The following is a 21,447-nucleotide window of genomic DNA, read 5'->3' on the forward strand; positions in this document are numbered from 1 at the left end:
GTGTCTACTCAGCGGGACACCGGCAGCAAGCCGTCGATTGTCGGCGCCTACGGTGGCCCGCATGCAGTTGGGCGACCTTGACGTCACCGTCGCGCGCGCACGCAGTCATGCGCTCGGCGATATCCCCCGCCGGCCTGCGCGCCGGCACCCGGACAAGATCGCAATTGTCGACGGTGATGTCGTGCTGAGTTTCGCCGAGCTCGAGAACCTGGTGGACCGCACGGCGGCGGCGTTGGGCGACAACGGTTTTAGAGCCGGCGAGCGATTGGCGCTCTTGTCGCACAACTGCTGGCAATACGCCGTACTGGTATTCGCTGCTGCCCGGGCCGGGGTCGTCCTCGTCCCGGTCAACTTCATGCTCACCGCCGAGGAGGTCTCCTACATCCTCGGCCATAGTGGCGCACGAGGATTCATCGTCGAAGCGGCGTTGACACCCACCGCCGACCAAGCCATGCGACTGGGCGGATCGGTAACGACGAAGGCGGCGCTGCTGCCACCCGGGCAGTCCGCCCCGGCAGGCTGGCCCGACTTCGCCGAGTGGCTGAGCACTACATCGACGGCGCCCCGCCCCCATATCCACGACGACCAACTACTGCGCCTGATGTACACCAGCGGCACCGAATCGCGACCCAAGGGCGCCATGCACACGAGCCGAAGCCTGATGTGGAACTACATCAGCACGATCCTGGCCGGCGACATGTCCGCCGACGATGTCGAGATCCATTCCCTGCCGCTCTACCACTGCGCACAACTCGACAATTTTCTCGCCACCGATGTCTACCTCGGCGCTACCAGCATCATCCTGCCGCGGCCGGATCCCGAACTCGTCCTGCGCACTGTCGAGCGCTACGCCGTCACCAACTATTTCGCCCCACCGACGGTCTGGATCTCGTTGCTGCGATCACCCGTCTTCGACACCGTCGACCTGTCCAGCCTGCGCAAAGGGTACTACGGCGCCTCGGCGATGCCGGTCGAGATCCTCAGCGAGATTCGGGAGCGCCTGCCGAGCCTGAGGTTGTGGAACTTCTACGGCCAGACCGAAATGGCGCCGCTGGCCTCCGCGCTCGGCCCCGACGAACAGGACGCGCACGCAGGTTCGGCGGGGCGTCCGGTCGCCAACGTGGAGACCGCGATCCTGGATGACGACGGTGCCCCCCTTGCCCCGGGCGTCGTCGGTGAAATTGCCCATCGCAGCCCGCATTTGATGCTGGGCTACCTGGATGACCCACAGAAGACAGCCGAGGCCTTCCGGGGCGGCTGGTTCCACTCCGGCGACCTCGGCTACTACGACGAGCGCGGGCTGCTGCATGTCGTCGACCGCAAGAAGGACATGATCAAGACCGGCGGGGAAAACGTCGCCAGCCGGGAAGTCGAAGAAGTCATTTACCGACACAGCGGCGTAGAAGAAGTCGCGGTGTTCGGCCTGACCCACCCGGTTTGGGTCGAGGCCGTCGTCGCGGCGGTGGTGCTGCGCGACGGCGTCGACCTCGCCGAGGACGACATACTCGCGCACTGCCGCGCGCGCCTGGCCGGGTTCAAGACACCGAAGCGAATCTTTTTTGTCGATTCCCTGCCGAAGAACCCCAGCGGCAAGCTGCTGAAACGCACGCTGCGCGAGCGATTCGGCTCGGGGTGGAAGATACGGTGATGGCGTTCTCCCGGTTGGTGCCACCGATCTCGGTCGACCCGATGTCGACCCAGGGGCTGCGCGACGAGGTGCGGCAGTTCCTGGACGACCAACGGGCTGCCGGGGCGTTCATCCCGTCGGTGGACGCCTGGCTGTCGGGATGGGACGAAGACTTCACCGCCGCGCTTGCGGCGCGCGGTTGGTTGGGCATGACGGTGCCCGTCGAATATGGCGGCCACGGGCGGTCGTTCCTGGAGCGGTTCGCCGTCACCGAGGAGCTGCTCGCCGCCGGTGCCCCAGTCGCTGCGCACTGGATCGCCGACCGGCAGATCGTGCCGTCATTGCTGAAATACGGCACGGAGTCACAGAAGCTGGCTTTCCTGCCGCGGATCGTGGGCGGCGAGTGCTTCTTCGCCATCGGCATGAGCGAGCCGGAGTCCGGCTCGGACCTGGCCAGCGTGCGCACCAGGGCGCTGCGCGTCGACGGAGGGTGGTCGCTGACCGGCACCAAGGTTTGGACGTCGGGGGCACACCTCGCGCACGCGTTCATCGTGCTCGCCCGTACGGCGCCACTGGATCCCGAGCACCGGCATGCCGGACTGAGCCAATTCATCGTCGACCTGCGTGGGCCCGGCGTCGACGTGCGCCCGATTGTGTCGATGAACGGCGCCCACCACTTCAACGAGGTGCTACTTGACGAGGCGTTCGTCCCCGACGAGATGGTGTTCGGCGCAATCGGTGACGGCTGGCAACAGGTGACTTCCGAGCTGAGCTTCGAGCGCAGCGGACCCGAGCGGTACCTGTCGACCTTCGTCCTGCTGGCCGCCTGCGCCGACCGGATGGCGGCGAACGCCGTTCCCCGCAACGCGGAGTTGGGCAGGCTCGTCGCGCGGGTCACCGGTCTGCACCACATGTCCACCGCGGTCGCCGGCGCGTTGGAACGGCGCGAGCCGGCCGACATCGCCGCCGCCCTGGTCAAGGTGCTCGGCACGGCCACCGAGGGCGACATCGCCGAGTTCGCCGACCTGCAGGACTCCCCCGACCGGATCTTCGCGGAGTTGGTGCGTGCCGGCGTGGACCAGCGGCCGGGGTTCACCCTGCGCGGTGGCACTAATGAGGTGCTTCGCGGAGTAATCGCCCGCGCATTGGGGCTGCGGTGAACACCGGGCCTTCCGTCGACGAAGCCCTCACCGACATGATGGGCGCCGTCTTCGGCGCTCACCGCGAAAAGCTCGGGGGCGAAACGATCGTCGAGCGGGGCTCCGATCTGTGGCGCCAGCTCACCGAGCTCGGCCTGCTGCGCCTCACGGGTGCGGTCGAGCACGGCGGCAGCGGGGCCGGGTGGTACGAGGCGGCCGAACTGCTGAAGGCGGCGGTGCGCTGCGGCATTCGAATTCCGCTGGCGGAGCACGACTTGTTGGCCTGCTGGCTCCTGGACGCCAGCGGGTTGGGCGCGGACGGCGCGGCGCGGACGGTGTGCGTCCTCGACATGCGCGGCGTCGCGACCCAGGTGCCATGGGCGAGCGTGGCCGAACGCGTGGTGGTCGTATGGCGCGCCGACGGGCGGTACCGCGTCGCCGACGTTGCGGCCGAGACGCTCACCATCACCCGCGGCACCAATCTGATCGGTGAACCGCGTGACACCGTGGCCGCCGAGCTCTCCGGCCTGCACGGAACGCCCATCGGCCCGACCCTGATCAGCCAGCTGCGGCTGAAGTCGGGATTGGTGCGGGCGATCCAGGTGTGTGCCGCCCTGGACGACATACTGCGACTCTGCATCGAGCACGTCAGCTCACGAACCCAGTTCGGGCGCCCATTGTCGAAGTTCCAAAGCGTTCAGCACCTGGTCTCCGACGTTGCCGCCGAGGCCGCGCTCGCCCGGGCCGCAACCGAGGCGGCGTTGGCGGCCGGCGTCAGGGGCGAGTGGTCGAGCCCGACGCTGGAATTCCTTGTGGCCGCCGCGCGTTCGTGTGCGGGCCACGCGGCGTCCGTGGTGGTGAGGAACGCCCACCAAGTGCACGGCGCCATCGGCACCACCCGTGAGCACCGCCTGCACGAATTCACCAGGGCCGCGCTCGCATGGCGATCGGAGTTCGGTTCGATGCGCTACTGGGACGACGTCGTCACCGACACCGCCATGCGCGCGAGCGCCGGGGGCTTGTGGAGCCTCATCACCGAGTGATGCGGTTGTGTTCCACTCATCGGGCAGTCACGGTGCCGCGGCGGCCACGGTGGAGTTTCATTCGATGCCATGAACCACGACATCACGCTGGCGGAACTGCAGGAGTTCATCGGCGAGTTCTGGTACCACTACGACGAGGCCCACTACGACGAGCTGGCACTCAGATACGCCGATGACCTGCGTTACGTGACGAGAAGTGACTCGGGCGCAAGCCCTTTCGAGGAACTGATGTCGCCCGAGCTCACCGGCCGAGACGCGGTGATCCAGTGGTTGTCCCAGCATCGCATGCAGAGCCCGTACCCGTTGCGTCACCACGCCACCAACGTCCACCGCACCGGCGCCGACGGGAACGTCACCCGCGCGCGGTTCTACATCCTTGTCAACCAGATCGCGAATTTCGTGCCGTTCGCGGTTTCCAGCGGGGTGGTCAACGTCGCCGTCCGACGCGGTGACGATGGGCTGCAATTCAGCGAGATGGACGTCGTTCTTGACGCGACCAACTCGGTCCTGCTGGCGGAGCTGCACGCCGGCAGCACCGCCCCCTCATGACCGCCCGCGGGGTCTTCTCCGGCGGCGTCGCCGTCATCACCGGTGCCGGATCCGGGATCGGCGCCGGTCTGGCGCGGCACGCCCACCGGTTGGGCATGACCGTGATGCTCGCCGACGTCGACGCCGACGGCATCGCCGCGCTGCGCGACGAACTGTGCGCGACCGGAGGTACGGCCGTCGACATCGTCTGCGACGTGCGTGATCCCGACGCGGTACAGGGCCTCGCGGACCGGGTCTACCGGGATTTCGGCGCGGTGCGGCTGCTGGTGAACAACGCCGGTATCGAACAGTTCGGCTATCTGTGGGATACGCCGGTGACGAACTGGCGGCGCGTCGTCGACGTCAACATCAGCGGAGTCTTCCACGGCGTGCGCGCGTTTCTGCCGAAAATGATGGCCGTCGAGGAGCAGGCGTGGGTGTGGAACGTTGCATCCGTCGGCGCGGTTGTGGCGATGCCGCTGCAGACGCCCTACATCGTGAGCAAGCACGCCGTGCTCGCCATGACCGAATGCCTCTGCACCGAGGTCCAATTGGCGGGACACGACCATCACATCCATGTGCAGGCGGTGTTGCCCGGGCCGGTGGTGTCCAACATCTTCGAATCCGCGGGGGGTGTCGATGCCACGGAGAGGGCTGACGTCATCGCCGCCGAGACGCACCGCGAGGCCATGCTGGGCATCAAAGCGGTGGCGATGGACCCATTGACGGCCGCCGAAACACTATTCGAACAGGCCGCCGAGGGGCGCTTCTACCTGCTCACCCATCCGGAGGTCGGGTCGGCGATGGCGGATCGCGCGGAAGTGCTTGCCACGCAACGACGGCCGGTACTGCGCACGGAACGCCGGTTCAGTGCCGAACAGCTCTGACATGGGGACCTCCGAGCTGGACCCCGATGCCGCCACCCGCATCGCTTCGTTCGGTGACGTCCCGCCGATGCGCCAGCGCGGGCTCGCGGCCGTGCGCGCCGCACTCGAATCCGCGCCACCGCCCGAGTCAATGGCCGAGATGGCCGCTGTCAGTGAGGTAGCCATCCCCGGTCCCGCGGGCGACATGCCGGCACGGGTCTACCACCCCGACACCCAGAAGGGCGGACCCGTGCTGGTGTATCTGCACGGTGGCGGACTCGTGATGGGGTCGAACCACTCGTTCGAGCCCCTGGCGCGTGAGCTGGCTGCGGCGTCGGCAGCCACCGTCGTAGCGGTCGACTACCGCCTGGCCCCGGAGTGGCCGCCGCCCGCGCAGTTCGACGATGCGTACGCCGCGACGGAATGGGTGTCACGCAATGCCCGTCATCTACGGGTCGACCCCGAACGACTCGGGGTGATTGGCGACAGTGCTGGTGGCGCGCTCGCGGCCGGCGTTGCGCTCGCCGCGCGTGATCGCGGCGGTCCGCCGATCTGCGCGCAGGTGTTGCTGTATCCGGGCCTGGACCGCGACGTGACGGCTCCTTCGGTCACCTCCTTGGCCGACGCCCCGATGCTCACCCGCGATGACATCGACTTCATGCATTCCCTGGTCGACGGCGATGCGGGCGCGCCCAGCAGCCCATACCTGGTTCCCGCCTACGCATCCGAGCTTGGCGGCCTCCCTGCGGCCATCGTCGTCACCGCGGAGTGCGACCCGATCCGGGATTGGGGTGAGCGGTATGCGACCCGGCTGCGGGACGCCGGCGTGCAGACCACCCTGACCCGTTATCCCGGAATGTGCCACGGATTTCTGATGCGTTCCGATGCCACGGCGCGAGGCCGGCTCGCCATGGCCGAGATCGGCGCGCTACTGCGGGCGAAGTTCGACCATCCGGTCCGGTTTTGACGTCCCGGTGACCGGGCTACCGCCCCGCGTATCGCAACCGCGTTGCCCACAATCAGACCACGACTGCAAAAGGAGACAGCTGATGCTCACCGACGACCGGCGGATGGAGCTTTCCGACGTGTTGCGGCCGGCCGCGCCGCCGCGCGAGGTCGACAACGTCTATACCGACGATCAGCGCGAACGCCTGCTCGACGTGGTACGCACGGCGGGGCCGTGGCGGTTGATCATTGCGCAACACTTCGCGTCCCCCAACGAGCTGATCGCAACCATGAGCGGCCTTTTCCCAGAGGGCTTCACCCCATCGCTCGACCTGTTCCTGACCCCGACCTTTCGCGGCTACCTCGCCAACTACGGCGCGGTGCTCTACCCACAGCTGCACGACTGCTTTTACAACGCGCAGTTCCTCGAGATGGCCAAAAGCTATTGGAACGCCCAGTACGCCAAACCACAGCTGATGCTGTTCAATATCAACGGGCCCTGCGCGAACCGCGACCCGGGACATTTGGACTCGCCGAGCTTTCGCGGCGTGCGTCACGAAAACGCGCCGACCTGGCTCACCAGCGTGATGGGTAAGTCCGGCCTGTTCGGCGACTACCTGATCAAAATGGCGCAGGTGATCACTTGGTTCTCGCTCGACGCCGGGAGCGGATTCACCTACTGGCCCGACGGGCCGCTCAAGGCCCCCAAACGCGTTTTGCCGCCGATCAATAACCGTGGCGTGGTGGTGCAGAACGAAATGATGGTGCATCGCGGCGAAGCCAACGGACCACTCGAGCAACAGGTTCCGGCCGGATTGTCGTTCGACACCGTCTTTTCCGGTGACCCCGGTGACCGGAACCAGTGGTTGCTCAAGAACGGTGACGAGGTGATCGCCCGCCACCACACCGACCAACTGCGGTTCCTGGTGCACTGGTCCGCCGAGGTGTTCACCGACCACGACGAGCTGAAGAAAAACATGGACGGCTCGCACGACCTGACGATCGAGAAGGCCATTGACATCATGGTCGACGACCTCAACGGCAGGGGCATCAAGCTCGACATTCCCGGTGAACCATTGCACGACCCGGCGTTCATCAGTGCGCTTAACGCCGGCTACGACCTGGGCGGCCCCGCCGTCTACCCAGAAGAGGCGCCCATCAGCGCATTCCAGCTCGCCTGATGGGATCACCTCACGGCCGAGCGTCGACTTCTCTGCACGGAAACGCCCTGAACGCCAACATAATTCGGCAGTCGGCGGAATAAGAGTCAAGCAGTTTCGTCGACGATGGTCAAACCGCCACACCGCACGGCTTCGAGCATCGACTCCTGCAACGCCGAACACGCCAGGAACACGCCGCGACCGCCGGGCGTGGCGATCCTCTGCGCTTCGGCACGCTCGACGCACCGGGCCGTCGCATCGGCGTTCCACTGCACGCTGGTCTGATTCCAGCTACTCTTGCGGGCAAGTACCTCTGCCCCGCACCTGCGGCACCCCACGGGGAGCATGGGCATTTCGTCGAGGCGATTGTCTTGCCGCACAGACGAATCGAACGACATCACACCTAGCCAGCACCCTGCGCGGCCATGTTCGCCTCGACCTCTTTCATCCACGCCTCGTAGGGCCGGGTGGTGTCGAGCTCGAACTCGAAGCGGTCCACCATATCCGGTTGGACATCGGTGGCGTCCACGTAGAACTGCTGGTACCAGCGACGCAACTGGTAGACCGGCCCGTCCTCCTCGACGAGAAGCGGGTTGTCGATGCGTGCCTTATGCCGCCAGATCTGCACGTCCTGCTCGAAACCGATCTTGACGAAGTCGCCCAGGCTGATCGCGGTCTTCAGCGCCTCATCGCCGGGCAACTTGTCCGATTTCTTGACGATGATGCCGTATTGCAGCACAAAGGAATTCGAGTCGATCGGATAATGGCAGTTAATCAGGATCGTCTTGGCGTCGCCGTCCGTGTAGTGGTAGGTCAGGTCGTCGATCATGAAGGACGGCCCGTAGTAGGACGCCACCGACGTGGTTCCCAGCATCGTGGTCCCCTCGGGGCTACCGATGTCGGGACGGCTCCCGCCGTTCATGTACTGCGTGGCCACGTGGCCCTCGAAGATGTTCTTGAAATACGTGGGCAACGAGCCATGGATGTAAAAGAAGTGGGCCATGTCCACCACGTTGTCGATGATCTCGCGACAGTTGCTGTGCACGACCGTCGTGTACCAGTGCCAGTCAGTCCACTCGTCGCTGGTGGCACCCTCGATGCGCGGGATCGTGACCTCCGCGGGCGGCGGTTTGCGCTCCGGGTCGTTCCACACGAACAACATCCCGTCCTGCTGCAGCGTGGTCCACGCCGCGGTGCGCGCCAGCTTCGGCGCGCGCCGGCTGTAGGGCACCTGCTTGCACCGCCCGTCACCGCCCCAGCGCCAGTCGTGGAACGGGCAGGCGATCTCGTCGCCCTTGACTTCGCCCTGTGAGAGATCACCGCCCATGTGCCGGCAGAAGGCGTCAAGGACGTTGATGCTGCCGTCCGCGCCGCGGAAGACGACGAGCTTTTGTCCGAAGGCGTTGACCGCGTGCGGCTTGCCATCACCGAAATCCCGAATCAGGCCCAGGCAGTGCCAGCCGCGCGCGAACCGCGTCGGCACGGCCTGCGCTTCAATCTGCCGAACTTCCTCGACCTCGTACTGCGTCGTCATAGGGAAGATTAAACTCCCGTCGCCCCGTTTGCGGGGCCGCTTGTTCCCACTGATCAGGACGGCGCTTCCGTTGTCGGGCGGCCTGGGCATACGGTTTTGCGCGTGAACCCCCAGAGCGCGACGATCCCCGCCGGGCTCCCCGCGGCCGATATGACGGTCGACCTGCTGGTGGTCGGATCCGGGACCGGCATGGCCGCGGCATTGGCCGCCCGCGAACGCGGGCTGTCGGTGCTGATCGTGGAGAAGTCGTCGTACGTGGGCGGGTCGACAGCCCGGTCGGGCGGCGCGTTGTGGCTACCCGCCAGTCCGGTGCTGCGAGATGCCGGCGCCGGAGACTCCCCCGAGCGCGCCGCCGCGTATTTGGACTCGGTGGTGGCGGGTTCGGCCCCGGCGCAGCGATCGGCCGAATTCGTGGCTCATGTCGCGGCGACGGTCGACATGCTGCGCCGCACTACTCCGCTGCGGCTGTTCTGGGCCCGTGACTACTCCGACTACCACCCCGAGGAGCCGGGTGGCAGCGCGGCGGGCCGGACGTGCGAATGCCACCCGTTCGACACATCGATCCTCGGCCGGTACCGCACCCGGTTGCGGCCCGGCGTGCTCGAGGCCGGTGTCTCGATACCCACGACGGGCGCCGACTACCGCTGGATGAACCTCGTGGCCCGGGTGCCGCGCAAGGGCATTCCCACGTTCGGCAAGCGGGTGGCGCAGGGCTTCGGCGGGAGGATTATCGGTAGGCGCTACGCCGCGGGCGGCCAGGGTCTGATGGCCGGGCTGTTTGCGGGGGTGCTGCGCGCCGGTATCCCGGTGTGGACCGGCTGCCCGCTCCTGCGCCTGGACGGCGACGGGCAGCGGGTGACTGGCGCGGTCGTCGACCACGACGGGCTGGAGGTGACGATCACCGCCCGGCGAGGAGTGGTGCTGGCAACCGGCGGTTTCGACCACAGCATGGACATGAGGTGGAAGTTTCAGTCCGAGTCGCTGGGCGCCAATCTGAGCCTGGGTGCCCAATCCAATACGGGCGACGGCATTCGTGCGGGGCAGGAATTCGGCGCTGATATTGCTTTGATGGATCAAGCCTGGTGGTTTCCCGCCATCGCGCCCCTGCCGGGCAAGGCGCCGGCGGTAATGCTGGCGGAACGTTCACTGCCCGGAAGTCTCATCGTCGACCAGAGCGGCCACCGATTCGCGAATGAGTCCGCGGATTACATGTCGTTCGGCCAGCGATTGCTCGAGCTGGAGCGGTCGGGCAGCCCCGTGGACGCGATGTGGATCGTGTTCGACCAGCAGTACCGCAATAGCTATGTCTTTGGCGCCGAACTGTTCCCGCGAATGCGCATCCCGCAAGCCTGGTACGACGCGGGCATCGCGGTGCGGGCGGACAACCTAGGCGCGCTGGGCGCCCGGATGAACGTTCCGGTGCCGGAATTCTGCGAGACGATGACTCACTTCAACCAAAACGCCGCTGTCGGTGACGATCCCGACTTCGGCCGAGGGCGCAGCGCCTACGACCGCTACTATGGCGACCCGACGATCAAGCCGAACCCCAATCTGCGCCCGCTCAGCAACGGCCCGTTCTACGCCGTGAGGATGGTGCTCAGCGACCTCGGCACGTGCGGCGGGCTGAAGGCCGACGAGCGCGCACGGGTGCTCCACGAGGACGGAAGCGTGATCGCCGGCCTGTATGCAATCGGCAACACCGCCGCCAACGCGTTCGGCACGACCTATCCGGGCGCGGGCGCGACGATCGCGCAGGGATTGGTCTACGGGTACATCGCTGCCCGCGACGCGGCGCGCTAGTCCGCTTTGCGTTTGGCCTCGACCTGCTTCTCGACCTCACGCCAGTAGCCGGGCATCGGGCGCGGCTGCCCGAAGCCCCCCTTGGTCGCCTTTTTCAGGATGGCGTCCGCCTCGTCGATGTCCTTCATCAGTTCGAGCGCGAACTCGCGCTCGGCGGCGTAGTACTTGGCCGCCCAGCGCAGCGCGATCACCGAATACGCCCATGCGGGTTGGGCCTCGGCGCCGTCGGCGTCCTCAACCGCTTTGCGGTGCCTGGCTTCGGCGTAGGCGACGTGTTCGGCCAGCAGCTCCTTCAGCCGCGCCGGGTTGCTGAGGTGACCAAACGTCACCCGCAGCAGGACGCTGTGCTTGAGCACCGGGGGGTCCACCGGGGCGTTGTTGGTCCAGTCGGTGACTGCGGCCATCCCGGCTGGCGTGATCTTGTAGAGCCGGCGGCTGCGCGTACCCTCGTCGTGCTCAACGCGTGAGGTCACCAGGCCCAGCCCCTCGAGCTTCTTGAGCTCGGTGTAGATCTGGCTGTAGGACGGACTCCAGTAGTACAGATCGACGCTCCAGTCGATCCACTTTTTCAGGTCGTAACCGGAGACCTCCTCCTCGTAGGACATCATGCCCAGCAGCGCCCAACTCGTGGCGGCAAGCGCCGCCTTCCCCTGGTTTCCGCTGGCAGCGGCCATTTCGGAGTCCACATCGCCAGAGTAACAACATGGGTCGCAAGATCGCGGGACATGGACCGCTAGCCGGGACAGGCTGTTGTGGGCGATTGTTGCAGGGTGAAATTCGCGTTCCCCCTTCCGCACATGGTGCGCCTGCCGGCGATGACGCAACCCTGGGAAGCCTCGGTGACGGGGCCGGACCAAACCCGCATGGTCAAATGCGCCGACGGGTGGGGCTACGACATGATCGCCGTCCCCGAGCATCTCGTCATCCCCACCGAGCACATCGAGCTTTCCGGGCCGCACTACCTGCACTCGACGGCCGCCCAGGCCTACATCGCCGGTGCGACCGAGCGGGTCGCGATCAACTCCTGCGTCACCATCCTGCCGTTGCACCAACCGATCGCCCTGGCCAAGGCGCTGGCCACCGCGGACTGGATGAGCGGGGGCCGGATGATGGTCACCTTCGGGGTTGGCTGGCTGGCAAGGGAATTCGAGCACCTCGGAGTGCCCTTCGGCGAGCGGGGCCGCATCGCCGACGAATACCTCGCGGCCATCGTGGAGCTGTGGACCAGTGACACCCCGCGATTCGACGGCCGCTACGTGTCGTTCGACGGCATCGCGTTCGAACCGAAACCGGTTCAAAAGCCCCACCTTCCGGTCTGGATCGGCGGCGACGCCGATGCGGCGCTGCGCAGGGCGGCCAAGTACGCGTCCGGCTGGTGGCCGTTCCTGACGCCGCCCGAGCGGATCGCCGAAAGGCTCGACTACCTCAAATCCCAGCCTTCTTATGACGGCCGGCCGTTCGAGGTGATGCACGGGCTGAGCACCAACCGGGTCGGCGAAGGACACGTCGCCCGCGACGACCCGGCGGAACGGCGCGGCATGAGCGCCGACGAGATCGTCGACCGGTTGGGCTGGCTCGCCGAGCAGGGCGTGACGGTCAGCGCCGTGCCCATCCCCGCCGTCGGCGGCGTCGACGAATACCTCGACTACGCGCAGTGGGTGATCGAGGAGATCAAACCCAAAGTGCCGGGGCCCATCACCTGATCGTCAACCCGCGCTTGCGGACCCACCACACCGCGGCGACGGTGCCGGCGATCCAGACGGCCACGGCAACGGCCAGGTGCACGAAGCTCTTGGTGTCGCGACCGAACACCGGCCAGATCATCGCGGGCAGCTGGGTCCAGAGCACCTTGTGCTCGACCCCGTTCATCGGATCGGCGATGTAGTACAGCGCGTACGGCAGGGTCAGCACCGTCAGCCAGCTGCCGGTGCGGCGCCGATCGCCGCGCTGCCGCCAGCGCCGGATCAGCGGCTCGACACTGACCGGATGCAGCACCGAGATGACGTTGCCCACCCCCAGCCACGACACGATGGGCACGGCGACGGTGGGGATCGTGATCCCCAGCCGCCCAGGCGTTTCCAGGCACAGCGTCAACACCATGGCCGCCAGCAAGGTGGGCAGCCCGACGATCGCAAGCAGGGCAAGGTTTTTGATCAGCAGTATTCGCCAGAACGGCACGCCGTCGGAGAGGCCCGCCAGGACGCGATAGTGATCGGCGCCGAACAGGTTGGTGGTGGTGACGTCGGCCAGCACCCACGACGAAAAGTAGGTGCCAATCAAAATCACCCAGTCGGTGTGGTGGCGGCCGATGGTCAGCGGCTGCACCAGCAGCCACGCCGCGGCGAAGATGATGTTGGCGACCACGCCCATCAGCCAGGTGCGGGGCGCGGTGAACGCCCATCGGATCTCCGCGAGCACCGCGGCCCCCAGGGCCGGCTTCGCGAAGTCCCTGGCGGCCCGCCGGGCGGCGGCCGGCCGGGGGGCCGACGCGCGCACGGCGGCGTGCAACGCGGCACGCGCGCGCGGGTGCATCGGCCGCTGCGACTCGGTGGTGATCAACTGACGTGCTCCTGGCAATCGATCGATCAGCGCGTGGTCGGAAACTTCATGCCAGGCAGGATAGCGATATGAACCGCAAGCGTGTCGTCATTGCCGGGCTTGGTGACGCGGGTGTCCTGGCCGCGATCCGGCTGTCCGGGCACGCCGACGTCGTCGGCATCTCCGTCAAGCCCGCGCTGGTCAGCGGTCAGGAACTCGGCGTTCGGCTCTCGCGCCCGCACGATTGGGCCCGCGACTACTGGATTCCGTTCGACCGGTTCCGGCGCCTGGACCGGGTGCGGACGGTGCAGGCCCAGCTGACCGGCGTGGACCTGGTTGCCCGGACCGTCGTGGGCAAACGCGCCGACGGGGCTGACCTCGCCGCGGATTACGACGCGCTGATCATCGCGACCGGGGTCAGTAACGGCTTCTGGCGCCGGCCGACCCTGCAATCGGCGGTGGAGGTCGGCGCGGAGCTGCGTGCCGCGCACGACCGGCTGGCGGCCGCCGGCTCGGTCGCCGTGGTGGGCGGCGGCGCGGCGGCGGTGAGCAGTGCGCTCAACATGGCCACCACGTGGCCGGACAAGCGGATCGACCTGTACTTCCCCGGAGAATCCGCGCTGGGCGGACACCATCCGCGGATCTGGAGACGGATTCAGGGCCGACTCACCGCGCTGGGTGTCGGCATCCACCCGGGCCACCGCGCCGTGCTGCCCGACGCCTTCGCGGGCGACGAAATCACCGGTGAGCCGGTTTCCTGGAGCACCGGACAACCCCCGGCGTGCGCCGACGCCGTGCTGTGGGCGATCGGGCGGGTGCGACCCAACACCGATTGGCTGCCGCGCGAGCTGCTCGACGAGGACGGGTTCGTACGCGTGACCCCGGAGCTTCGGGTCCCCGGGCACGCCGGCGTTTTCGCGGTCGGCGACGTCGCGGCGACCGATCCGCTGCGCAGCTCGGCCCGCAACCGCGGGGATGCGCTGGTGGCCCGCAACGTCCTGGCCGAACTGGGCGGCGGGCGGCTGGAGACCTATCGTGCGCCGACGCGGCGGTGGGGTTCGCTGGTCGGTATTCAACCGAACGGGTTGGAGGTGTTTCTGCCCACCGGGCACGCGTTCCGGTTTCCGGCCTGGTCGGTCGAGCGGGTGGTGATGCCGTGGATCGTGCGCTGGGGCATGTATCGCGGTGTGCGGAAGAACAATCCGCTTGGTTGAGATCAGGCGCCGTTGAGCAGCAGCATGAGCCCGTAATCCATGTGGATCTGCTGATGGCAATGCAGCAGCGACCGGCCGGGCTGGTCGGCGATGAAGTCGACGTCCATGCTCTGGTAGCCGCCCAGCATCGCGACGTCCTTGCGCACGCCGGCCGTCGGCGTGCCGGCGAAGTGGGTGATTTCGAATGTGTGCCGGTGCAGGTGCATCGGGTGCAGGTCGTCGCTGGCATTGCGGAAGCGCAGCCGGTAGCGCTTGTCGCGCTGCACGTCGAGCACCGGATGGTTGGTGTCCATGGAATACGGTGTGCCGTTGAAGGTCCACACGTTGAACCCGTTGTCGGCGGCATTGCGCTTCTCGATCAGCAGCTCGATCGTGTGGTCGGGCGGGGGGACGGGCGCAGGCCGCGCGAACAGCCGGTAGTCCCACTTGAACGGCGGCGGCGCCGCCCACTGCGGATCCCCGCCGCGCCCGGCATATTCGACGACCACCCCCATGCCGCGGCCCCGATCGTCGTCGGAGACGTCGCCCAGCACCCAAACGCCCGGATTGGTCATGGTCACCAGCGCCGAGACGCGTTCGCCGGCGCCGAGCCACAGCACCGGCACCGGTGCCGGGTTGGGAACCGGATTGCCGTCCAGCGCAATCACATTAAAGGCATGCCCGGGCAGCGCCAGGCTCCGGGTCTCGGTGGCGCTGCCGTTCAGCACGTGCAACAGCACCAGCTGGCCGGCCCGCACGCGGATCGGGTCGCCGTGGCCGAGCATGCGGCCGTTGACGGCGAACGCCCCGTAGCCGACCTCGAAGCCGCGCGGGTCGCCGCGAGCCATCGACGCCGCCATCGACGACTCGCCCCTGCCTTTGAGCTCCGGGTCTTCGTCGCCGGCCAGGAAGTCCGCGGCCATGTCACCGCCGCGGCTGAACGTGGGCTCGAATTCCTTGAGCGTCAGGAAGATCTCTTGGTCATAGGCCCCGGCGTTCTGCCTGGGCTCGATGTAGACGGGACCGACAAGTCCGGTGTACTGACCGCGGGACAGGTCGGATCGCGGCACCACATGGGTGTGGTAGAAGCGAAAGCCCGCCGGGCCGGGGACGAAGGAAATACGCCGCATGCCGTGCGCGGGGATGTAGGGCGTTCCCTCCTCGGCCGAGCCGTCGACGTCGACGCCGATGTGCTGGCCGTGCCAGTGCAGCTGCTCGGGGGAATCGGTGTCGTTGAAGACATCCACCGTTGTCCGCCGGCCCTCCGTGAACCGCAGTAAGGGGCCGGGGAATTGCCCGTTGTAGGTCAGGGTCGACACGACGTGGCCCGGCGCCAATTCGACTGCGCCGGTGCCGATCCGCAGCGTGTAGTCGGCCTTGGGTTCGGGCCGTCCACACGCGGCCAGGGCGGCCACGCTGCCCCACTTGAGAAACTCACGACGATCGAGTGACACGGTTATCGCCTCCGCGGGCACGCATCCAGGACGGGCAACAGGAACTCGATACGGTCGTCCAATTCGTCTGCCACCCGCTCGAATTCGGGGTAGCGGCCGGCCGACGGATCGGGCAGGCTCCAATGCGTTGTCGTGGCCAGGTCGTGGTCGCGCGCGTACTCACGGACCTTGTCGCACAGCGTGATCACGCAATCGAAGCGACGCCGGGCCACGGCGGTCAGCGGTTGGGGCCGACGCCCACCGAGGTCGATGCCGTACCTGTCGCGCATGATGCGTATCGCGTTGGGGTGCAGGTGCGGTTTGGGATGACTGCCCGCGCTCGCGGCTCGGATGCGCCCTTGACCCCTGTGCTCCAGCAGCGCCTCGGCCATGGGTGATCGTGCGCTGTTGCCGGTACACAAGAAGAGCACCGACCGCGCCGCCGGCTTGGCGACCGGCGTCGGCGCGAGGGCGGGATGCAGCGCCGCGGCGGCCTCGCGAAACGCACCGGCGCAGCCCGTCAGGTTCAGGCGGTAGTAGGTGTCGCGACCGTCGAAACTGCTGCGCCGCGCGTCGACGAGCCGCGCCGCGCGCAGCCGCCGCAAGTGATACGAAACCAGGTTTTGCGGTTCGTCAACGGCGGCAGCCAATTCCCGCACCCGGTGGTCGCTGCCCGCGAGTTCGGTCAGCAGCGCCCAGCGCACCGGGTGCGACGCCATCTGCATCAGCGACGGAACCGCCGTCTTGCTTACCGCCATCCCAGCAGAGATTACATCAAACTAGTTTGATAGGTTAGCCGCTGCGTGCGCGGTGAGGAGACCGATTGGCCGACAACAACACCGGCGAGCTTCGCCGGAGCCTGGGTTTGTTCGACGCGGTGACGATCGGGCTGGGCTCGATGATGGGCGCCGGGATCTTCGCCGCACTCGGGCCGGCGGCGCGCGCGGCGGGCTCGGGCCTGCTGCTGGGCCTGGCGGTGGCCGCGGTGGTGGCCTATTGCAACGCCACCTCGTCCGCGCGCCTGGCGGCCCGCTATCCCGCCTCCGGAGGCACCTATGTTTACGGCCGCGAGCGGCTGGGCGATTTCTGGGGATACCTGGCGGGGTGGGGCTTCGTCGTCGGCAAGACCGCCTCGTGCGCCGCGATGGCCCTGACCATCGGCTCCTATGCGTGGCCTGCGCACGCGCACCCGGTCGCCGTCGCCGCCGTGGTGGCGCTGACCGCGGTGAACTACGCCGGGGTGCGGAAGTCGGCCTGGCTGACCCGCGTCATAGTCGCGCTCGTCTTCGCCGTGCTGGCCGCGGTGGTCGTCGCCGCGTTCACGTCGGGGGCGGGCGACGCGGAACAACTCCGCCCGGCGAATGCGACCGTCGGCGGGGTGATTCAGGCCGCGGGGCTGTTGTTCTTCGCCTTCGCCGGCTACGCCCGCATCGCCACGCTGGGCGAGGAGGTGCGTGACCCGGCGCGCACCATCCCCCGCGCGATACCGCTCGCCCTCGCCGTCACCCTGGCCGTCTACGCCCTGGTGGCCGTCGCGGCGCTAGCGGTGCTGGGACCCCGGCGCCTCGGCCAGGCCACGGCGCCGCTGCTGGACACGGTGCGGGCCGCCGGGACGGCCTGGCTCGTTCCCGTCGTGCAGCTGGGAGCCGCGGTCGCGGCGCTCGGCTCCCTGCTGGCACTGATCCTGGGCGTCTCGCGAACCACGTTGGCCATGGCCCGTGACCGCCACCTGCCCCACGTGCTCGCCGCCGTGCACCCGCGGTTCGCGATCCCCCACCGAGCGGAACTGCTGATCGGCCTCGTGGTGGCGGTCTTGGCGGCCACCGTCGACCTGCGCGGCGCCATCGGGTTTTCCTCTTTCGCGGTGCTCATCTACTACGCCGTGGCCAACGCCTCCGCGTTCACGCTAAGGCCCGACGAGGGCCGCCCGGCCCGGGCGATCCCGGTGATCGGGTTAATCGGGTGCGTCGTCTTGGCCTTCGCGATGCCGCTGTCGTCAATGCTGGCGGGTGTGACCGTGCTGGGCATGGGCGTCGCCGCCTACGCGATTCGGCTCGTCCGCGCGACCTGAGGGTGGCGCATTGATTCGATAAGTGTTTATATAGAAGAATGTCGAATCAACAGGTGGCGTGCTGCCCGACCCTGGGGGCGGCCGCGATGGCCGAGTCCCAGGCCACCGAGCTGGCGACGATGTTCAAAGCGCTGGGCGACCCCGTCCGCCTGAGGTTGTTGAGCCTGATCGCCAGCCACCCCGGCGGCGAGGCGTGCGTCTGCGAGATTTCGGCCACCTTCGACCTCTCCCAGCCGACCATTTCCCACCACCTCAAGCTGCTGCGCTCGGCCGGGCTGCTGGACTGCGAGCGACGCGGCACCTGGGTGTATTACTGGGCGATTCCCGCTGCACTGCAACAACTTTCATCGGTGTTGAAGCCATGAGCACACCGACGGCCACCACGACCGCGGCGCCGGCCCGGCTCCCCGTCATGGACCGGTTCCTGCCGATATGGATCGGTGCGGCGATGGCCGCCGGCCTGTTGCTGGGACGCATCGTTCCCGGGCTCGGGACGGCGCTGAGCGCCGTTGCCGTGCAAGGGGTTTCGCTGCCGATCGCGGCCGGCCTGTTGGTCATGATGTATCCGGTGCTGGCCAAGGTCCGCTACGACCGGCTCGACGAGGTCACCGCCGACCGCAAGCTGATGGTGTCGTCTGTGTTGCTCAATTGGGTGGTCGGTCCCGCGGTGATGTTCACGCTGGCCTGGTCGCTGCTGGCCGACCTGCCCGAGTATCGCACCGGCCTGATCATCGTCGGGCTCGCCCGCTGCATCGCGATGGTCATCATCTGGAACGACCTGGCCTGTGGGGACCGCGAGGCCGCGGCCGTGCTGGTCGCGCTGAATTCGCTGTTCCAGGTGGTCATGTTCGCCGCGCTTGGCTGGTTCTACCTGTCGGTGCTTCCCGGGTGGTTGGGCCTGCCCCAAACCGGTATCCACGTCTCCCCCTGGCAGATCGCCAAGGCGGTGCTCATCTTCCTCGGCATCCCGCTGCTCGCCGGATACTCGTCCCGCCGGCTGGGCGAACGGATTCGGGGCCGCGACTGGTATGAGACGCGGTTCATCCCCCGCATCGGGCCGTGGGCCCTGTACGGGTTGTTGTTCACCATCGTGATTCTGTTTGCCTTGCAGGGCCATACGATCACCTCACGGCCATGGGACGTGGCCCGCATCGCCATCCCGCTGCTGGCCTACTTCGCGATCATGTGGGCGGGCGGGTACGGCCTCGGAATGCTGCTGCGGCTTGGCTACGCCCGCACCGCCACGCTGGCGTTCACCGCCGCCGGGAATAACTTCGAACTGGCCATCGCGGTGGCCATCGCGACCTACGGCGCCACGTCGGGGCAAGCCCTCGCCGGCGTTGTCGGACCACTGATCGAGGTGCCCGTGCTGGTTGGGCTGGTCTACGTTTCGCTTGCGCTGCGCGCCCGGCTGTTCCCGGCCGAATCGACCCGAGGGGCCCGCGTCGATGTCCGGTAAACCAAGCGTCCTGTTCGTCTGCGTGCACAACGCCGGGCGCTCACAGATGGCCGCCGCCCTGCTGAGCCGGATGGCCGGAGGCCGCATCGAAGTCCGTTCCGCCGGAACACAACCCGCCGACGAGGTCAACCCCGTTGCCATTGCCGCCATGGCTGAGCTGGGCATCGACATCACCGCCGCCAACCCGAAGATCCTCACCGGTGACGACGTCCAAACCAGCGACGTCGTCATCACCATGGGCTGCGGCGACACCTGTCCCTACTTTCCGGGAGTGTCCTACCGCGACTGGAAAGTGCCCGACCCCGCCGGCCAGCCGTTGACCACGGTGCGCGCCATCCGCGACGACATCGCCCGACGCGTCGAGGCGTTGATCGCCGAACTCCTCTCCGCGCCAACCCCATAGCCCCGCACCGAAAAGAAAGGACACCTCATGTCTCGTGTGCAACTCGCCCTCAACGTCGACGACCTCGGCGAGGCGATCGCGTTCTACTCCAAGCTGTTCGACGCCGAACCGGCCAAGGTCAAACCCGGGTACGCGAACTTCGCGATCGCCGAGCCCCCGCTGAAGCTGGTGCTGCTGGAGAACCCCGGTCACGGCGGCAGCCTCAATCACCTCGGCGTGGAAGTCGCCACCAGTGACACGGTGCACGCCGAAATCGCGCGCCTCACCGAGCGCGGGCTGGTGACCCAGGAGGAGCTCGACACCACCTGCTGCTTCGCCAACCAGGACAAGGTGTGGGTCACCGGCCCCGGCGGGGAGCGCTGGGAGGTGTACACCGTGATCGCGGACTCCGACACGTTCGGACCCGGCGCCGACGAAGCCGCGCAGAGCTGCTCTTGTAGCGGGTAGACGCGCCGCGAACGAGCCGATGCGATTCCCCCGCGGGCCGAACGGGAACACTGAGCGGATGGCCGACCCGGGAGAAGACGCGTTCGAGAAGCTGGTCGCGGTGCTGAACTACCCGATGTACGTGGTGACCACGCGGGCCGGCGGCGTCGCGGCGGGCTGCCTGGTCGGGTTCGCCAGCCAGACCAGCATTCACCCACCCCGATTTCTGGTCGGTCTGTCCCGGAAGAACCACACATTCCGGGTCGCCGCCGAGGCGACTCACCTGGCGGTGCACGTGTTCGACCACGAGCACCTCGACATCGTGGAGCTCTTCGGCAGCCAGACCGGCGACACGGTCAACAAGTTCGACCGCTGCTCGTGGCACAGCGGTCCGGCCCAGATGCCCATCCTCGACGACGCGGCCGCCTGGTTCGTCGGTGAAATTCTCGAGCGTTTCACGCTGGGCGACCACGTCGGGCATCTGCTCGCGCCGGTGGACGGCCGGCCCCCGTCCGAACTGGAAAGCTGGGTGTCGTTCAGCGACGTTCAGCATCTGGAACCCGGCCACGAGGCGTAGCAGTGATCCCCCGGGTGGGCACCGTCGCCGGCATCACCGAGCTCGCATCTTTCTACGCCGATCCCCCGCCGGGAGTGCGCGCCAACATGATCTTCAGCGCCGACGGCGCGGCCGCCTTCGGCGGTCGGGCCGGCCCGCTGTCGTGTCCCATCGATCAACAGCTGCTGAAAACCCTGCGCGGCTTCGCCGACGTCGTCCTGGTGGGCGCCGGCACCGCGCGCGCCGAGAACTACGGCCCGGTGCGGCTCGTCGAGGCGGCCCGGACCGCACCGCCCCCGATCGCGGTGATCAGCCGCAGCGGCCGGCTGCCGTCGAGGCTCTTCGACGACCCCGACCAGCCGCCGATCGTGGTGACGTGCTCGCACGCCGCGGCGGCGCGAGACGACTTCGGCGACGGTGGGCGGCAGGTACTGGTGGCGGGCGAAGAATCCGTCGACGTGGCGCGGGCCGTCGCGCTGCTGCGCACACGGGGACTGCACCACATCCTGTGCGAGGGCGGCCCGACCGTGCTCGACGAGCTGGTGGAAGCCGACGCCGTCGATGAGATCTGTGTGACGTTGGCCCCCAAACTCGCCGCCAGCCAGCCGGTGGGCCACCGCCTCACCCCGTCGTCGCTGCCCGCACCGGTGACGATGCGCCTCGAACACGCCCTGGTTTGCGACGGCTACGTGTTCTTGAAATATGGCCGCTGATTCCGCTCGACAT

The 21,447-nt window shown here is 67.7% G+C and carries 20 protein-coding genes and 2 pseudogenes; 16 read left to right on the forward strand and 6 right to left on the reverse strand.

The window, feature by feature from the left end:
• The first annotated feature begins 61 nt into the window (after positions 1-61).
• From H7J89_RS00665 to H7J89_RS00695, 7 genes and pseudogenes are all read left to right on the forward strand, one after another.
• The gene (locus H7J89_RS00665) at positions 62-1,648 is read left to right on the forward strand and encodes an acyl-CoA synthetase (RefSeq protein ID WP_264035649.1); all 1,587 of its coding nucleotides are present in this window, start codon (positions 62-64) and stop codon (positions 1,646-1,648) included.
• Positions 1,648-2,787 (forward strand): acyl-CoA dehydrogenase family protein, encoded by a 1,140-nt coding sequence (locus H7J89_RS00670; protein ID WP_264035650.1) that lies wholly within the window; start codon positions 1,648-1,650, stop codon positions 2,785-2,787. The genes H7J89_RS00665 and H7J89_RS00670 overlap by 1 nt, the downstream gene beginning before the upstream one ends.
• Positions 2,784-3,809 (forward strand): acyl-CoA dehydrogenase family protein, encoded by a 1,026-nt coding sequence (locus H7J89_RS00675; protein ID WP_264035651.1) that lies wholly within the window; start codon positions 2,784-2,786, stop codon positions 3,807-3,809. Before H7J89_RS00670 ends, H7J89_RS00675 begins: the two co-directional genes overlap by 4 nt.
• A gap of 69 nt (positions 3,810-3,878) precedes the next feature.
• Complete coding sequence (locus tag H7J89_RS00680) at positions 3,879-4,358, forward strand: nuclear transport factor 2 family protein (protein WP_264035652.1); 480 nt, start codon at positions 3,879-3,881, stop codon at positions 4,356-4,358.
• Entirely contained in the window at positions 4,355-5,224 is an 870-nt protein-coding gene (locus H7J89_RS00685; RefSeq protein WP_264035653.1) for an SDR family NAD(P)-dependent oxidoreductase, read from the forward strand. Before H7J89_RS00680 ends, H7J89_RS00685 begins: the two co-directional genes overlap by 4 nt.
• Before the next feature lies 1 nt (position 5,225).
• Positions 5,226-6,186 (forward strand): annotated as a pseudogene (locus tag H7J89_RS00690) (alpha/beta hydrolase); the annotation flags it as partial.
• A 66-nt stretch (positions 6,187-6,252) separates the two neighbouring features.
• Positions 6,253-7,329 (forward strand): hypothetical protein, encoded by a 1,077-nt coding sequence (locus H7J89_RS00695; RefSeq protein WP_264035655.1) that lies wholly within the window; start codon positions 6,253-6,255, stop codon positions 7,327-7,329.
• 86 nt (positions 7,330-7,415) lie between these two features.
• Here the strand turns inward: H7J89_RS00695 and H7J89_RS00700 are convergent, their stop codons facing one another.
• Complete coding sequence (locus H7J89_RS00700) at positions 7,416-7,706, reverse strand: ferredoxin (protein WP_264035656.1); 291 nt, start codon at positions 7,704-7,706, stop codon at positions 7,416-7,418.
• 5 nt (positions 7,707-7,711) lie between these two features.
• Complete coding sequence (locus tag H7J89_RS00705) at positions 7,712-8,842, reverse strand: 3-ketosteroid-9-alpha-monooxygenase, oxygenase component (protein WP_264035657.1); 1,131 nt, start codon at positions 8,840-8,842, stop codon at positions 7,712-7,714.
• A gap of 102 nt (positions 8,843-8,944) precedes the next feature.
• On the opposite strand from H7J89_RS00705, the gene H7J89_RS00710 reads away from it, so the two are divergent.
• A complete protein-coding gene (locus H7J89_RS00710; protein ID WP_264035658.1) occupies positions 8,945-10,642 on the forward strand; it encodes a 3-ketosteroid-delta-1-dehydrogenase in 1,698 nt (565 codons plus the stop codon).
• Here H7J89_RS00710 and H7J89_RS00715 read toward each other — a convergent pair.
• Positions 10,639-11,316 (reverse strand): PadR family transcriptional regulator, encoded by a 678-nt coding sequence (locus H7J89_RS00715; RefSeq protein ID WP_264035934.1) that lies wholly within the window; start codon positions 11,314-11,316, stop codon positions 10,639-10,641. The genes H7J89_RS00710 and H7J89_RS00715 overlap by 4 nt on opposite strands.
• A gap of 96 nt (positions 11,317-11,412) precedes the next feature.
• On the opposite strand from H7J89_RS00715, the gene H7J89_RS00720 reads away from it, so the two are divergent.
• Positions 11,413-12,345, forward strand: coding sequence for a TIGR03619 family F420-dependent LLM class oxidoreductase (locus H7J89_RS00720; protein ID WP_264035659.1), 933 nt, complete (start codon positions 11,413-11,415; stop codon positions 12,343-12,345).
• Here H7J89_RS00720 and H7J89_RS00725 read toward each other — a convergent pair.
• On the reverse strand, positions 12,338-13,174 hold the full coding sequence (locus H7J89_RS00725; RefSeq protein ID WP_264035936.1) for a hypothetical protein: 837 nt from the start codon (positions 13,172-13,174) through the stop codon (positions 12,338-12,340). The genes H7J89_RS00720 and H7J89_RS00725 overlap by 8 nt on opposite strands.
• 95 nt (positions 13,175-13,269) lie before the next feature.
• Here H7J89_RS00725 and H7J89_RS00730 point away from each other — a divergent pair, with 95 nt between their 5' ends.
• On the forward strand, positions 13,270-14,394 hold the full coding sequence (locus H7J89_RS00730) for an FAD-dependent oxidoreductase (protein ID WP_264035660.1): 1,125 nt from the start codon (positions 13,270-13,272) through the stop codon (positions 14,392-14,394).
• 2 nt (positions 14,395-14,396) lie between these two features.
• Here the strand turns inward: H7J89_RS00730 and H7J89_RS00735 are convergent, their stop codons facing one another.
• A complete protein-coding gene (locus tag H7J89_RS00735; RefSeq protein ID WP_308205047.1) occupies positions 14,397-15,833 on the reverse strand; it encodes a multicopper oxidase family protein in 1,437 nt (478 codons plus the stop codon).
• Positions 15,830-16,564, reverse strand: a complete 735-nt coding sequence (locus tag H7J89_RS25620) for an arsenate reductase/protein-tyrosine-phosphatase family protein (RefSeq protein WP_276041543.1) — start codon at positions 16,562-16,564, stop codon at positions 15,830-15,832. Before H7J89_RS25620 ends, H7J89_RS00735 begins: the two co-directional genes overlap by 4 nt.
• Positions 16,565-16,629: 65 nt before the next feature.
• Between H7J89_RS25620 and H7J89_RS00750 the strand changes: the two genes are divergently transcribed.
• The 6 genes and pseudogenes from H7J89_RS00750 to H7J89_RS00775 all read left to right on the forward strand — a co-directional run bounded on the left by H7J89_RS00750 (position 16,630) and on the right by H7J89_RS00775 (position 21,434).
• On the forward strand, positions 16,630-17,877 hold the full coding sequence (locus H7J89_RS00750) for an APC family permease (protein ID WP_264035662.1): 1,248 nt from the start codon (positions 16,630-16,632) through the stop codon (positions 17,875-17,877).
• Positions 17,878-17,915: 38 nt separating this feature from the next.
• On the forward strand, positions 17,916-18,242 hold the full coding sequence (locus tag H7J89_RS00755; protein WP_264035663.1) for an ArsR/SmtB family transcription factor: 327 nt from the start codon (positions 17,916-17,918) through the stop codon (positions 18,240-18,242).
• Positions 18,239-19,739 (forward strand): annotated as a pseudogene (gene arsB, locus H7J89_RS00760) (ACR3 family arsenite efflux transporter). The gene H7J89_RS00755 and the pseudogene arsB overlap by 4 nt, the downstream one beginning before the upstream one ends.
• Positions 19,740-19,766: 27 nt before the next feature.
• Positions 19,767-20,186 carry an ArsI/CadI family heavy metal resistance metalloenzyme gene (locus H7J89_RS00765; RefSeq protein ID WP_264035664.1) on the forward strand — a complete coding sequence of 140 codons (420 nt, stop codon included), beginning with the start codon at positions 19,767-19,769 and terminating at the stop codon, positions 20,184-20,186.
• 58 nt (positions 20,187-20,244) lie between these two features.
• On the forward strand, positions 20,245-20,742 hold the full coding sequence (locus tag H7J89_RS00770; RefSeq protein WP_264035665.1) for a flavin reductase family protein: 498 nt from the start codon (positions 20,245-20,247) through the stop codon (positions 20,740-20,742).
• A 2-nt stretch (positions 20,743-20,744) separates the two neighbouring features.
• A complete protein-coding gene (locus H7J89_RS00775; RefSeq protein ID WP_372513681.1) occupies positions 20,745-21,434 on the forward strand; it encodes a pyrimidine reductase family protein in 690 nt (229 codons plus the stop codon).
• Positions 21,435-21,447 lie beyond the last annotated feature (13 nt).

It is taken from the genome of Mycobacterium paraffinicum, assembly GCF_025822865.1.
Taxonomy (GTDB): domain Bacteria; phylum Actinomycetota; class Actinomycetes; order Mycobacteriales; family Mycobacteriaceae; genus Mycobacterium; species Mycobacterium paraffinicum.